This window comes from Streptomyces sp. NPDC044719 (assembly GCF_056433405.1).
The window spans coordinates 772384-785764 of the sequence record NZ_JBWKHE010000002.1 but is presented as its reverse complement, the minus strand read 5'-3'; the positions used below and the strand labels follow the sequence as shown (position 1 = coordinate 785764).

Below are 13381 nucleotides of genomic sequence, written 5' to 3'. Positions count from 1 at the left end.
GGCCGGTGTCCAGCAGGCCGTTCCTTGTGGCCGAGGTACTCCTCGGGACGTGTGACGCGCGGAGGACGTGCCCACCGGCTGTCGCTGGCCGGTGCTGTGCGCCCAGTCGCGTCTTCGCTGCTCCTCCAAGTAGTCCGGCCCGAGGCCGGGACCGAGGTGCCAGTACGTCCACGGCGGCGTCCCGGGCGCCGACGGCCCGTCATCGATCAGCCGTCGGCGGCGCCCGGGCACGGCTGCCGATACGGCCGGACCGCGCGGCGCGCTATGGCGAAACGGTGTGTCTCCGACGGGCCGTCGTAGATCCGGAACGGCCGCACCTCCCTGAAGAGACGGGCAAGTGGTGCGTCCGCGGCCGAGACGCCGAGCGCTCCGCAGATCTGCACCGCCCGGTCGACCACCCGGTTCACCGCCTCCGCCACGAAGGTCTTGGACACCGAGGTGAGCTGAGAGGCGGCGGAGGAGGCGGTGTCCAGCTCCCAGGCGGTGCGCAGGATCAGTGCGCGGCTCGCTTCGATGTCGATCTCGGAGTCGGCCAGCATCTGCTGGACCATGCCGAGGTCTCCCAGCGCCGAGCCGAACGCCATCCGGCTGCCCGCCCGCTCCAGTGCGACGTCCTGGGCGCGGCGGGCGGCCCCCAGCCAGCGCATGCAGTGGGTCATCCGGGCGGGACCGAGCCGGACCTGGGCGCCTTCGAAGCCGCGGTCGACCGCACCGAGCACCTGCTCCTCCCCCACCACGCACTCCTCGAAGACGATCTCGCTGTGCCCGGCGAAGAGCGACTCGTCCAGGGTCTCGATCGTCCGGACGAGGCGCATGCCGGGGGTGCCGGCGCCGACCAGGAACATGGTGGCGCCGCCCGGGTCGCCCGGGCCACCGGAGGTCCGGGCCATGACGATGGCGAGGTCGGCCCCCTGGGCACCGGTGATGAACCACTTCCGCCCGTCGATACGCCAGCCCCCGGGAACGCGGGTCGCGGTGGTGCGCAGGGAGCGGGGGTCGGCACCCGCTCCCGGAGCCGGTTCGGTCATGGCGAAGCAGGAGCGGCTCTCGCCCGCGGCGAGCGGACGCAGATACCTCTGCTGCTGCTCGCCGGTGGCCACCTTCTCCAGCAGGTGCATGTTGCCCTCGTCCGGGGCCGCGCAGTTCAGCGCCAGCGGTCCGAGCAGCGAGTAGCCGGCCGCTTCGAACACCACCGCCTGCCCGCGCAGGTCGAGCCCGTGTCCGCCCCACCGCGCCGGGACGTGCGGAGCGAACACACCCGCTTCCCGGGCGGCCTTCTGCAGGGTTTCCCGCAGCGCCTCGGGCGCGTCGTGCACGGACCCACCGCACTCACGCTCGGCCGGAATGACAACCTCGCGCACGAACTCCGCAGTCGAGGCGGCTAGTTGAGCGACAGTGGGATCGACATCGAACTGGATGGGCACGGGACCTCCCGCCGGCGGCGTACGGACCTCGGTGCCCGTCGCTTCCTAGAAACTGTATAGCGTCTTCAGTATCTTGCCGGGAAGCACCCGGCGACGGGAAGACGACAGGAGACACGCCCATGAGCCTCCCCGTGAGCACCGAGCCGGTCCGGATCGTCCGCCACCCCGGACGGGTCGTCGAGCTGAGACTGGAGGATCCGGAGCGGGGCAACGCCCTGGACCTCAGGACGGCCGAGGCACTGCGGGACAGCGCCTTGGAAGTGGCCGCGGACCCGGGCGGCGCGGTCCTGCTGCGCGCTGCGGGCGGCAGCTTCTGCGTGGGTGGTGACCTGCGTACGTTCGCCGGCCGCGGTGCGGAGACCAGCGCCTACGTGCACGCCGTGGCGAGCGCCGCGCACGCCGCGATACAGGCTCTGCACGACCTGCCGGTGCCGTTGGTGACCGCCGTGCGCGGCGCGGCCGCCGGCGGCGGGATCGGCCTCGCCCTCGTGGGGGACATCGTCCTGGCGGCCCGGTCCGCGCGGTTCCGGCTGGCGTACACGGCGATCGGCCTCACACCGGACTGCGGGGCCTCGTGGTTCCTGCCACGCCTGGCGGGCCCCCGGAGGGCGGCGGATCTGATCCTGACCAACCGGGTGCTGACCGGCGATGACGCCGAACGGTGGGGCCTGGTCTCCCGGTCGGTGGAGGACCGGGAACTGGACGGCGCGGCGTATCGGGCCGCGTCCGATATGGCCGCCGGCGCGGGTGCCGCGCTGCGAGCCGCGAAGGGTCTGCTGCGCGGCACCGGCGCCGGCGAGGAGCTGCGGCGCCACCTCGCCGAAGAGGCGCGGCTGATCGCCGCCCTGGCGGACGGCCGGGAGGCACAGGACCGCATGGCGTCGTTCCTCGCCGCGGGGCGCCGCCCGAAGGCCGGCGACAGCCGGTCCGAGGCCGGGGAGCCGGAAAGTGTTTCTTGAGTCCCTCTTCACTAACAGGCCCGCCGGGGCGTAGCCTCCGGGCAACACAGAGCCGAGGAACCGGTCACCACAGAACCGGGGAAAAGGTGTGGCGATGCAATCTGCTGCCGTGGATCTTCCGGACGCATCCGACGAGCCCCTCACCGCAGCCGTCGTCGACCTCGTACTACGGGGCATGTGGCGTGGCCGGCCGGAGTCCGAGCACCGTCCGCTGGTCGACGCCGGGCTGGCGATGGTGAAGGGCCCGGTGGTGCTGCCGACCGAGCGCGCCAAGGCCGCCGTCGCGCGGATCCTGCGGGTTCCCGCCGGCTCCGAGCAGGAGGAGCGGATCACCGCGGCGTACGAGGCGTTCCTGCCGGTCAACCGTAAGATCCGCGATGTCTGCACGGCATGGCAGTGCCGCCCCGACGGCACGGCCAACGACCATTCCGACGACGTCTACGACGCCCAGGTGCGCGAGTCGCTGGAAGACGTGCACGAGGCCATCCAGCCCGTGCTGCGCAGGCTGGACCAGGTGCTCGTGGGCAGCGGCCGGTACCTCACGGCCCTGGAGGAGGCCCTCGACCGCTTCGACGACGGTGCGCCTCAGTGGCTGGCCTCGCCGCTGTGCGACTCCTACCACACCGTGTGGATGCGGCTGCACCAGGAGCTGCTGCTGGTGCTGGGAATCAGCCGCGCCGAGGACGAGGCCCGCGAAGAGGAACTGGTCACGAGGAGCCGGGGTTGAGCGTCACCGACCGCGAGGCGGGCCCCCTCGCCCAGTCCGGGACGCCACTGACACCGTCCGGGTCTCCCGGGGCCTCCGGCCAGATCCTCGTGCCCTACGGGCAGGGACGGATCCGCGGCCTCGACGCCGACGAGCTGGGCGCGCACGGCGCGGCGATGGACCGGCTGGTGGCCCTCGGACTGCCGGTCGTGCCGGGGCTAACCGTGCCCGCCGGCGCCGCCGCGTCGCTGTGCGAACCCGACACCGCCGAAGCCGCCGTGGCCCTGGTCGAACAGCTCTCGGGGCGTCGGATCGGCGACACGTCCCGGCCGCTGCTGCTGCGCCTGTCGGCGAGCGCGCCGACCGAGATCGCCGGCCTGCCGCCCGACCTGGCCTGTCTCGGCGTCGCCCCCGCCGGTGCCGGCGACCTGTGCGCCGTCATCGGGCGTGAGGAGGCGCTGTACGAGGTGTGGGCCGCCACCGTGCGGGTGATCGCCGAGCACGCCCTCGACGTGCCCGGTGCGGTGCTCGACGACGCCCTGCTGGACACGCCCGGGCCGCGGGCGCGGGTGGAGATGCTGCTGGCCCTGGTGGCCGAGCACGGCTCCGGGCCCTTCCCCGACGACCCGGCGCAGCAGCTCGCGCTGGCCGCCAGTGCCCTCCTCGGCCGGTGGGACTCGCCGCGCGCGAGACGATCCCGCCGGGCTCAGCGGCTCCCCGCCGAGCTGGCCGTCGCCCTGCATGTGCAGGCCCTGCGCATCGGCCCGGCGGACCACTCGGGCTACGGCACGGCCGTCAGCCGCGATCCCGAGACCGGGCGTCTCTCCGCCCGGGGCTCCTTCTTCCGGGGGGTGCGCCGCAGCGCCCCGCCACCGCACACCAGTGAGCCGCTGGACCGGCTCGCGGGCGGCACCGCACTGCTGGAGCACTCCCTGCTCACCCTGGAGCGTCATCTGCGCGCGCCGGTGTCGGTGGACTTCGAGGTGCGCGACGACGAGATCTCCCTGCTCGCCGCCTCGGCGCAGCTCCGCCCACCGCTCAGAGCGGCGGTGTGTCTGGCCGCGGACCTGGCCCGGGACGGGGCGCTCGGCCGCGAGGAGGCCGTCCGACGGATCGCCCCCGCGCAGGTGCAGGAACTGCTGCACCCCCAGCTACGGCTGACCGGTGGGGAGGAGCTCCTGGTGAAGGGGCTGCCCGCGTCCCCGGGCGCGGCCACCGGAGCGGTCGTGCTGTCCAGTGAACGTGCCCTGGAACTGGCCGCGGACGGTACCCGGGTCGTGCTCGTGGCCACCGAGACGACCCCGGCGGACGTCCCCGGAATGCTGGCCTCCGTCGCCGTGCTGACCGGCAGCGGTGGCATCGCCTCGCACGCCGCCGTGGTGGCACGGGGCGCCGGCAAGCCCGCGGTGTGCGGCGCCGAGGGGCTGCATGTCGACCTGGCCGCCGGGACGGTTCGCTTCGGCGAGCGGGTGGTCCGCGAAGGTGACCCGGTCTCGCTGGACGGCCGCACCGGCGCCGTGTACGCGGGGACACTGAGCGTCAGCGTCGCCGGGCCGCCGCCCGAACTGTCCACCCTGCTGGAGTGGGCGGACGGCATGCGCCGGCTGGGCGTGCGGGTGAACGCCGACACGGCCGCCGAGGTGGAAACGGCTCTCGCCCTGGGCGCGGAGGGCGTCGGGCTGTGCCGTACGGAACACCAGTTCCTCGGGGAGCGGCTGCCGCTGATCCGCCGGGTGCTCCTGGCCGCCGACCCGAGCGCCCGCGACGAGGCCCTGCGAGCGCTGGAGCGTGCCCAGCACGAGGATTTCCACGCGCTGCTGGCCGCGGTCGGGAACCGCCCGGTGACCGTGCGCCTGCTGGACGCCCCGCTGCACGAGTTCCTGCCCGCCCCCGGACAGGCCCTGGACGCGGCCGAGGAGCAGCGGGCCGCGGCACTGCGTGAGGCGAATCCGATGCTCGGGCTGCGCGGCGTGCGGCTGGCACTGCTGCACGAGAGGCTCTATCCGGCGCAGGCCGAGGCGCTCTTCACCGCCTGGGCCGAGGTCGCCGCCACCGGAGTCCGGCCGGAGCTGGAGGTGATGATCCCGCTCGTCAGCCTGCCGGAGGAACTGGCCGCCGCGGCCGCGTACGTGCGCGGCGCCGCCGAGGCGGTCGCCGCCCGCACCGGTGTGGAGGTCCCGTACCGGCTGGGCACGATGATCGAGACTCCGCGGGCCGCGCTGCTGGCCGGTGAACTCGCCGAGCACGCCGAGTTCTTCTCCTTCGGCACCAACGACCTCACCCAGCTCACCTACGGGTTCTCCCGGGACGACGTCGAGCGGCAGGTGCTCGCCTCGTACCAGGAGCGCGGCTTCCTGACGGCCAGCCCGTTCGCCCGGCTGGACCCGCACGGAGTGGGTGCCCTGGTCGGTCTGGCCGCCGAGCGGGCACGGGCGGTGCGGCCCGGTATCAAGCTGGGCGTCTGCGGTGAGCACGGTGGGGATCCGGAGTCGATCGCGTTCTGCGACGACCTCGGCCTCGACTACGTCTCCTGTTCCGCGCACCGCGTGCCGGTGGCCCGGATGGCGGCCGCGCACAGTGCCCTGCGCCGACAGCAGGACGAAGAGCGGCGCGAGGAGAGCGGGAGCGCACGATGACGAGCACCATGACCGACGGCGCGGCCCTGTCGGACGCCGAGCTGGAGGACCTGCGCGCGACCGTGCGGTCGGTGTGCGACGACGCCGGCGGCACCGCCGCGGTACGCCGGCTGTCCGAGGAGGCCCCCGGCATCGACGGCGGATTGTGGGACACCCTCGGCCGGCAGGTCGGCCTGGCGGCCCTCGGCCTGCCCGAGTCGGCGGGCGGCATCGGCGGTCTCGCCGAGATCGCCGCCGTCTGCGAGGAGTTGGGCAGGACACTGGCACCGGTACCGCTGCTGTCCTCCACCGTGCTGGCCGGGCAGGTGCTGACCGGCTGCGCCACGGCCGGCGAGGCGCTGGCCGCGCTGGCCGAGGGCACTGTGCACGCGCTGGCGGTGGCCGCGCCCGACGGGACGTGGCGGGCGGACGCCGTGCCGGTGGCCGCCTCCTGGCAGGGCGGCGTTCCGCTGCTGACCGGCACCGCGCCGTTCGTCCTGGACGGCGCCGACGCGGCGGCGCTGGTGGTGGCCGCGGCCGGGCCCGACGGCGTGGACCTCTTCCTGGCCGACCCGCGCGAGCCGGGAGTCACGGTGCGCCGGGTACCCACCCTGGACCTCAGCCGGGGCCAGGCGGTGGTCACCTTCTCCGCCGCCCGGGCCCGGCCGCTGACCGTCGGGGGCGAGGGGGCGGACATCATCTCCCGCGCCCTGGACGTGGCCCTGGTGGCGCTGGCCGCCGAGCAACTGGGCGGAGCGCAGGCCGCCTTGGACATGACGGTGGCCCATGTGCGCGACCGTACCCAGTTCGGCAGGGCGATCGGCGGCTTCCAGGCGGTCAAGCACGCCTGTGCCGACATGCTGCTCCAAGTCGAGGCCGCACGGTCGGCCGTGGTCCGCGCGGTCCGCACGGACGGATCGCCCAAGGAGCCGGCCGAGGAGCTGGCCGAAGCGGCGGCGGTGGCGCAGGCGTGGTGCGGCGAGGCGTTCGTCTCCGTGGCCGCCGAGTGCGTGCAGCTCCACGGCGGGATGGGCTTCACCTGGGAGCACGACGCGCACCTGTACTTCCGGCGTGCCCAGTCCGACGCGGTCCTGCTGGGCGGTACCGCACACCATCGGGAACGGCTGGCCGGGCTGCTGGGCTGGTGACGTGGGAGGCGGGCGCATGAGCACCACCAGACTCATCGACGAGAACCTGTTCGACAGCGGCGAGCCGGTGCGGCTCGTGGGAGCGCGCTGCGCCCACTGCGGCACGGTCGTCTTCCCCCGACAGGTCTCGTGTCCCCGGTGTCCGGACGGGATCATGTCCGCCCACGTGCTGCCGGTGCGGGGGCGGATCTGGTCGTGGACGCTCCAGGCGTTCGCGCCGAAGCCGCCGTACCGGCCGCCGGCCGGGGGCCACCGGCCGTACCACGTCGGCTACGTGGATCTCGGTGAGGTGCTCGTCGAAGCGCGGCTGGCTGTGCCCCGCGAGGAGATCCGGATCGGGCTGCCGGTCCGGCTCACCACGGTGCCCGCGTACCGGGACGAGGACGGGACCGAGGTACTGACCTTCGCCTTCGGGCCCGACGGGCAGGCCGGGCGGTGAGCCGCGCGGACGAGGTCTACGTGGTCGGGTGCGGCATGCGTCCCTTCGGCCGCGACGAGAGCGTCACCGGAATGGACATGGCGGTGCATGCGGTACGCGAGGCGCTGGCCGACGCCGGTGTCACCTGGGAGGACATCGGCTACGCGGCCGGCGGCTCCGACGTGTCCGGCAAGCCCGACACCCTGGTGGGCCGTCTGGGCCTGACCGGAGTGCCCTTCGTCAACGTGCAGAACGGCTGCGCGACCGGTGCCTCCATCGTGCTCGCGGTGGCCAACGCGCTGCGGGCGGGCGAGGCCTCCCTGGGACTGGCCGTGGGATTCGACAAGCACGAGCGGGGCGCGTTCCACGTATCCGCTGCCCGCTACGGCCTGGGCGACTGGTACGCCGAGACCGGCATGATGCTCACGACCCAGTTCTTCGCGCTGAAGACCCAGCGGTACCTGTACGAGCACGGAATCCCGGAGCGGGCACTGGCGCGGGTCGCCGCGCGAGCCTTCCGCAACGGCTCCCGGCACCCCCTCGCCTGGCGGCGCAAGCCGCTGACGGAGCAGGAGATCCTGGACTCCGCGGAGGTCAGTCCCCCACTCACCCAGTACATGTTCTGCTCTCCCGGACAGGGCGCGGCGGCGCTGGTGCTCGCACGCGGCGACCGCGCGTTCGATCTGTGCGAGCAGCCTGTCCGGCTGGCTTCGCTGGCCTTCCGGACCCGGCGGTTCGGTTCGTTCGAGGTGTTCTCTCCCTGGCTACCTCCGGGACCGCACCACAGCCCCAGCGTCGATGCCGCCGAGGCGGCCTTCCGCACGGCGGGGCTGCGGCCCGCGGACGTACAGGTCGCCCAGTTGCAGGACACCGACAGCGGCTCGGAACTGATCCACCTGGCGGAGACCGGGCTGTGCGGCCACGGCGAGCAGGAGGAACTGCTGGCCGCCGGGGCCACCGATCCCACGGGCCGGATACCGGTCAACACCGACGGCGGCTGTCTGGCCGGCGGGGAGCCCGTCGGCGCCTCGGGGCTGCGTCAGTTCCACGAGGTCGTACGGCAGTTGCAGGGCCGGGCGCCCGGTGCGCAGGTGCCGGGCGCTCCCCGGGTGGGCTTCACCCATGTGTACGGGGCGCCCGGGATCAGCGCGTGCTCGGTCCTGACGGTGTGAAACCCGGGTAGCGGTCCGGAGGAGGACGGGGACGCCCCGGTGAGAACCGCCTCAGGGCCGTGACCTGGCCGGCTTCGCCGGCTCCTCTTCGGCGGCGACGATGCGCAGTGCCAGGGCCCTGACCGCCTCCAGCACGGACCGGGAAGGCAACTGCGACAGGGGGCCTCCCTCCGCCCGCAGTGCGGTGACGAGCATGGTCGTACTGATCAGCGTCCGGACCGCGAGCGCCTGCGCGGCGTGCCGGGCCTTCGCCGCCTTGGGGCTGCGCGTGGTGCCCTCGGGCAGATAGTCGTAGCCGCGCTGGATGTGGCGCTGTTCGAACTCGTCCCGCAGCACCTTGACCTTGCCGTTGGCGGAGGCGACCTGAAGCTGGTACAGACGGGCCTCATCCGGGTTCCGCTCCACCCAGTCCCACACGGCGTCGATGACCCGGACCAGACCCTCCGCATCACCTGGCTCGGACGTCGGCCGGGCCGTCTCCACGATCGCGCTCAGCTGGTCGAAGACCCGGCGCATGGCGAGTTCGAGCAGTTCCTCCTTGCCGTCGAAGTGGTAGTAGACGGCGGTGGGGACCACCTGGGCCTCGTCCGCGATGTCCTGAATGCTGGTCTCGGCGAATCCGTTGCGGCCGAACACCCGCACGGCGGCGGTGATGATGTGCTGCCGCCGCGAGGGTCGGTGGGCGGGCTGCTTGCCGTTCTTCGTGGTGGCCATGATGCTCCCTGCCGGCTGCCGTGAACCCCGCGTCCTGGGCTCTGGGGTACTGGCGATTCTATCCAGTAACTCCCATCGACCCGTCCGCATAATTCCTGCACCATACGTGCTTCCGGAACACCGAGGTCACGGCATACTTGACACCATGACGACATCCGGAACCCGCGCCGCACACCGGCCGTCACGCAAGCAGTGGGTGGTCGAGGCGGCCACGGAGTTGTTCGCCACCCAGCCGCCGGACGAGGTGACGGTGGCCGACATCGCCGCTCGTGCGGAGATGACCTCGGCCGCGGTGTACTACCACTTCTCCTCCAAGGACCAGGTCCTGGCGGAAGCCATGCGGGTGTTCGCGTCCGCGCTGCGCGAGCAGTTGGAGGCGCTCACGGAGGCCTTCGAGCCCGGCTCGGACGTGGGGGCGGCGGTCACCACGCTGCTGGCCTGGCTGGGCGAACACCGTTCCGCCGCCACCGTGTTCTTCGTGTCGTCGGCCGGCATGAGCCAGGAAGCGGAAGCGCTGCGCCAGGAGAGCCGTACGGAGTTGCTGAAGGAACTGGTGCGCCTGATCCACCAGGCCCGCGAGTCCGTCTCCGACGCCGAGGCGGCGGTGATCGGTCTGGGGTTGCTGGCACTGCTGGAGACCGCGGCGATCTCACAGGTCCGGGGCGACGACGTCTACCGGTCACTGGGACACCGCTTCTTCGTCCGCGAGGTCGGCGATCTCGCGGAGCGGATCGCCGACCCGGCCCCATAGATCTCGGCTCACACCAGCAGGCGAAGAGGCTTGCGCAGCAACTCGCCGACCGTGCGCAGAAATTCGGCGGCGGGTGCCCCGTCGACGGCACGGTGGTCGAAGGTGAGGCTCAGGGTGAGCACCCGCGTGCGCAGCGGCCGGCCGTCCGTCCACTCGACGCCGTCCCTGAGCCTGCCCACCCCGAGGATCGCGACGTTGCCGGGGTTGATCACGGGTGTGAAGAAGTCGACGCCGTATCCGACGAGCGAGGTGACGGTGAAGGTGGCCCCTTCCAGCTGGGCGGGGGAGATCCGCGCCTCGCGTGCGGCCCGGGCCAGGGCCCTCGACCGGCGGGCGATCTCGGGCAGAGGCAGCGCCACCGCGTCCTCGATCACGGGGACCATGAGGCCGCCCGGGACGGCCACCGCGAAGCCCAGGTGGATGCCGTCGAGGAGATGGATGCCGTCGTCCCGGACCGTCGCGTTGAGCAGTGGGTGCTCACGCAGGGCGAGGGCCGCGGCCTTCAGCAGGAAGTCGTTGATGCTGGGCACCGGCAGTTCGCTGTCGGCCCACTCCTCCTTGAGCCGGTCCCGCAGGGACTCCACGGCGTCCATCCGCACCTCGTAGCCGTGCGTCAGCTGTGCCATCTCCTGGAGGCTGGCGTGCATCCTGCGGGCGATGGTGCCGCGCATCCCGGTGAGCGGGAGGACGTCGCCGGGCCGGGGGGCCGTGTCCCTGCGGGGAGACGGCGGGGGGACGGCGTCGAGGTCGGTCCGGCGGATCCGGCCGCCCGGCCCGGTGCCGTTGACGCCGGAGAGGTCGATGCCCCGCTCTTTCGCCAGCTTGCGGACCAGCGGCGAGGAGGGGACGCCGCCGGCCGGGACGGGTGTCACCGAGTCGTCGCCGGGGAGCGCCGCGAGGAACTCTTCCACATCCTCCGAAACGATCCGTCCGCCCGGCCCCGTGCCGCGTACGGAGGTGAGGTCGACGCCGGATGCCCTGGCGACCCGCCGGGCGTTCGGCGAGGACGCCGGCCGGTCACCGGTGCCGTTGACGGAGGGCGCCACGGCAGCGCCGTCGGCGTGGGGAGCGGCCAGGACGGTCTGCTGCGGACCGGTCCCGGACCCGGCCGGCATCGGCGCACCCGCCGGGCCCGGGAGCTGTTCGCCCTCGGCCAGGAGCCAGCCGATGAGGGCACCGGCCGGGACGGTGGCGCCCGCAGGGACCACCGGGTGGAACAGTCCCCCGGCCTCGGCTTCGACGTCCACGTCGACCTTGTCGGTGGCCAGCCGCAACAGTGCGTCGCCTTCCGCGACGGCCGCGCCGGTGGGCACCAGCCATTCGTCGATGGTGCCTTCCTGCATGGTCAGGCCGATCTTCGGCAGCAGAACCTCGACCGCCACGACGGTCACGACCTTTCGAGGAGGCGCCGGCAGCCCTGGACGATGCGCGCGCGATCGGGCACGTACGCCTTCTCCAGGACCGGGGAGAAGGGCACCGGGGAGAAGGGGGCGCCGAGGCGCAGAACCGGCGCGTCCAGGTAGTCGAAGGCGGCGTCCTGGATCTGGGCGGCGATCTCCGCTCCGAGTCCGCCGAAGGTGACGGCCTCGTGCACCACGAGCACCCGGTTGGTGCGGCGGACGGAGGCGAACATCGTCTCGGTGTCCAGCGGCTGCACGGTGCGGGGGTCGATCACCTCGATCTCCACGCCCCCGGCGGCGAGTTCGTCGGCGGCCGCGAGGGCCTCCCCCACCATGCGGCCCAGGGCGATCACCGTGACGTCGGAGCCGTGCCGCGCGGTGTGCGCCCGGCCCAGCGGAATGCCGTAAATCTCCTCGGGCACCTCACCGGTGCTGCCGAGCAGGACCTTGTTGAGCATGACGACGACCGGGTTGTCGTCCCGGATGGCCGAGACGGTCAGGCCCTTGGCGGTGTACGCGTCGCTGGGCATGACCACCTTGAGGCCGGGCACGTGGGCCAGCCAGGCCTCCAGGCTCTGGCTGTGCTGGGCGGCGGCGCCGAGGCCGGCTCCGGAGGCGGTGGTGATGGTGAGCGGCACGGACAGCGCGCCGCCGAACATGTACTTCATCTTGGCCGCCTGGTTGACGATCTGGTCGAGGCAGACGCCGATGAAGTCCATGAACATCAGGTCGACGACGGGGCGCAGGCCCCGGGCTGCGGCCCCCACGCCGAGTCCGACCAGTGCGGCTTCGGAGATCGGGGTGTCGATCATGCGGCGGGGGCCGAACTCGTCGAGCAGGTGGTCGAACATGCGGAACACGCCGCCGTATCCGGCCACGTCCTCGCCGGCGACGAAGACGTTCTCGTCCTCGCGCATGGCCTGCGCGAGCCCCTCGTTGAAGGCCTTGACGTAGCTGAGTTTCCGCGTGGCGACGGCAGGTGCTTCGGTGGTGGTCATGGCGGTCATCCCGAGTAGACGTTGAGCAGCAGGTCGGCGGGGTCGGGCGGCGGGCTCGCCTCGGCGTACGCGATGGCCTCGGCGATCTCGTCGCGTGTGCGCTGCCATACGTCGTCCAGTTCAGCGCGGGTCGCGGTGCCGTCGGCGACCGCCCGGGCCTCGATCAGGTCGATGGGGTCGCGGGTCTTCCACTCGGCGACCTCCTCGTCCGAGCGGTAGGGGTGGCGCAGGCCCTTGACGCCCTGATGGTCGAAGTAGCGGTAGGTCTTGGCCTCGATCATCATCGGGCCCGCGCCGGCCCGGGCCCGTGCGACGGCTTCGGTGGCGGCGCGATGGACGGCGACCGCGTCCATGCCGTCGACGATCACACTGGGCATGCCGTAGGCGGCGGCCCGGTCGGCGACGTCGGTGAGCAGCATGTGCCCGGACTGCGGGGTGAACTCCGCATAGCCGTTGTTCTCGCAGACGAAGACCACGGGCAGGCCGAGGATCGCGGCCATGTTGGCGCCCTCGTGCCAGACGCCGATGTTGGTCGCGCCGTCGCCGAAGAAGGTCACGGCGACGCTGTCCTCACCCTTGTACCGGGCGGCGAAGGCGGCGCCGACGGCGATCGGGACGCCCGCCCCCACGATGCCGTTGGCGCCGAGCATGCCGCGGGTGAGGTCGTTGATGTGCATGCTTCCGCCGCGGCCGAGGCAGGCGCCGGTGACCCGGCCGTACAGCTCGGCGTACATCGCGCGGAAGCCCACGCCCTTGGCCACGGCGTGCCCGTGACCGCGGTGGGTGGAGGTGATCTGGTCGTCGTCGCGCAGGGCCGCCATCACGCCGGCGGCCACGGCCTCCTGGCCGACATAGAGGTGCAGGAAGCCGGGCAGTTTGCCGGCCTCCATGAGCTTTCCCGCCTCGGTCTCGAACAGCCGGATGCGCACCATGCGCTCGTGCAGGTCCCTGATGACCTGCGTGGATTTCTTCGACGCCGTTGACGCTCGTTGAGCCATCGTCCGCCCCTTCGTCCGAGGGAGGTTGCCACCGGTCGGACTTACTTGTGCCGGTCTACAGTAACCAGCAGAGGGCAC

12 protein-coding genes are annotated in these 13381 nt (G+C 72.8%); 7 read left to right on the top strand and 5 right to left on the bottom strand.

The features are described from left to right. Positions 1 to 206: 206 nt before the first annotated feature. Entirely contained in the window at positions 207 to 1424 is a 1218-nt protein-coding gene (locus AC07DF_RS10290; RefSeq protein ID WP_478969006.1) for an acyl-CoA dehydrogenase family protein, read from the bottom strand. Positions 1425 to 1543: 119 nt separating this feature from the next. On the opposite strand from AC07DF_RS10290, the gene AC07DF_RS10285 reads away from it, so the two are divergent. The 6 genes from AC07DF_RS10285 to AC07DF_RS10260 all read left to right on the top strand — a co-directional run bounded on the left by AC07DF_RS10285 (position 1544) and on the right by AC07DF_RS10260 (position 8442). Continuing rightward, on the top strand, positions 1544 to 2383 hold the full coding sequence (locus AC07DF_RS10285) for an enoyl-CoA hydratase/isomerase family protein (protein WP_478969004.1): 840 nt from the start codon (positions 1544 to 1546) through the stop codon (positions 2381 to 2383). A gap of 94 nt (positions 2384 to 2477) precedes the next feature. Further along, the gene (locus AC07DF_RS10280) at positions 2478 to 3110 is read left to right on the top strand and encodes a hypothetical protein (protein WP_478969000.1); all 633 of its coding nucleotides are present in this window, start codon (positions 2478 to 2480) and stop codon (positions 3108 to 3110) included. Beyond that, positions 3107 to 5725 (top strand): putative PEP-binding protein, encoded by a 2619-nt coding sequence (locus AC07DF_RS10275; RefSeq protein ID WP_478968998.1) that lies wholly within the window; start codon positions 3107 to 3109, stop codon positions 5723 to 5725. Before AC07DF_RS10280 ends, AC07DF_RS10275 begins: the two co-directional genes overlap by 4 nt. After that, the gene (locus tag AC07DF_RS10270; RefSeq protein ID WP_478968996.1) at positions 5722 to 6852 is read left to right on the top strand and encodes an acyl-CoA dehydrogenase family protein; all 1131 of its coding nucleotides are present in this window, start codon (positions 5722 to 5724) and stop codon (positions 6850 to 6852) included. The genes AC07DF_RS10275 and AC07DF_RS10270 overlap by 4 nt, the downstream gene beginning before the upstream one ends. A 16-nt stretch (positions 6853 to 6868) precedes the next feature. Further along, entirely contained in the window at positions 6869 to 7291 is a 423-nt protein-coding gene (locus AC07DF_RS10265) for a Zn-ribbon domain-containing OB-fold protein (RefSeq protein WP_478968994.1), read from the top strand. Then, positions 7288 to 8442: a thiolase family protein gene (locus AC07DF_RS10260; RefSeq protein ID WP_478968992.1), complete on the top strand. Its 1155-nt coding sequence runs from the start codon at positions 7288 to 7290 to the stop codon at positions 8440 to 8442. Before AC07DF_RS10265 ends, AC07DF_RS10260 begins: the two co-directional genes overlap by 4 nt. Before the next feature lie 51 nt (positions 8443 to 8493). Here the strand turns inward: AC07DF_RS10260 and AC07DF_RS10255 are convergent, their stop codons facing one another. Beyond that, a complete protein-coding gene (locus tag AC07DF_RS10255) occupies positions 8494 to 9156 on the bottom strand; it encodes a TetR/AcrR family transcriptional regulator (RefSeq protein ID WP_478968990.1) in 663 nt (220 codons plus the stop codon). Positions 9157 to 9301: 145 nt separating this feature from the next. On the opposite strand from AC07DF_RS10255, the gene AC07DF_RS10250 reads away from it, so the two are divergent. Further along, complete coding sequence (locus AC07DF_RS10250) at positions 9302 to 9907, top strand: TetR/AcrR family transcriptional regulator (RefSeq protein WP_478968988.1); 606 nt, start codon at positions 9302 to 9304, stop codon at positions 9905 to 9907. Positions 9908 to 9915: 8 nt separating this feature from the next. Here AC07DF_RS10250 and AC07DF_RS10245 read toward each other — a convergent pair whose 3' ends face one another. Genes AC07DF_RS10245 through AC07DF_RS10235 form a run of 3 tightly spaced genes read right to left on the bottom strand, consistent with a single transcriptional unit; the run spans position 9916 to position 13303 of the window. Further along, entirely contained in the window at positions 9916 to 11289 is a 1374-nt protein-coding gene (locus AC07DF_RS10245; protein ID WP_478968986.1) for a 2-oxo acid dehydrogenase subunit E2, read from the bottom strand. Between the two features lie 5 nt (positions 11290 to 11294). Further along, positions 11295 to 12305: an alpha-ketoacid dehydrogenase subunit beta gene (locus AC07DF_RS10240; RefSeq protein WP_478968984.1), complete on the bottom strand. Its 1011-nt coding sequence runs from the start codon at positions 12303 to 12305 to the stop codon at positions 11295 to 11297. Between the two features lie 5 nt (positions 12306 to 12310). Next, positions 12311 to 13303, bottom strand: a complete 993-nt coding sequence (locus AC07DF_RS10235) for a thiamine pyrophosphate-dependent dehydrogenase E1 component subunit alpha (RefSeq protein WP_478968982.1) — start codon at positions 13301 to 13303, stop codon at positions 12311 to 12313. Between the last annotated feature and the right edge of the window lie 78 nt (positions 13304 to 13381).

What these genes read in the sequence shown, in the direction of transcription:
- AC07DF_RS10250 (WP_478968988.1), top strand. Translation starts at nt 9,302, where the DNA reads ATGACGACATCCGGAACCCGCGCCGCACACCGGCCGTCACGCAAGCAG.
- AC07DF_RS10255 (WP_478968990.1), bottom strand. Translation starts at nt 9,156, where the DNA reads ATGGCCACCACGAAGAACGGCAAGCAGCCCGCCCACCGACCCTCGCGG.
- AC07DF_RS10280 (WP_478969000.1), top strand. Translation starts at nt 2,478, where the DNA reads ATGCAATCTGCTGCCGTGGATCTTCCGGACGCATCCGACGAGCCCCTC.
- AC07DF_RS10235 (WP_478968982.1), bottom strand. Translation starts at nt 13,303, where the DNA reads ATGGCTCAACGAGCGTCAACGGCGTCGAAGAAATCCACGCAGGTCATC.
- AC07DF_RS10265 (WP_478968994.1), top strand. Translation starts at nt 6,869, where the DNA reads ATGAGCACCACCAGACTCATCGACGAGAACCTGTTCGACAGCGGCGAG.
- AC07DF_RS10285 (WP_478969004.1), top strand. Translation starts at nt 1,544, where the DNA reads ATGAGCCTCCCCGTGAGCACCGAGCCGGTCCGGATCGTCCGCCACCCC.
- AC07DF_RS10270 (WP_478968996.1), top strand. Translation starts at nt 5,722, where the DNA reads ATGACGAGCACCATGACCGACGGCGCGGCCCTGTCGGACGCCGAGCTG.
- AC07DF_RS10240 (WP_478968984.1), bottom strand. Translation starts at nt 12,305, where the DNA reads ATGACCACCACCGAAGCACCTGCCGTCGCCACGCGGAAACTCAGCTAC.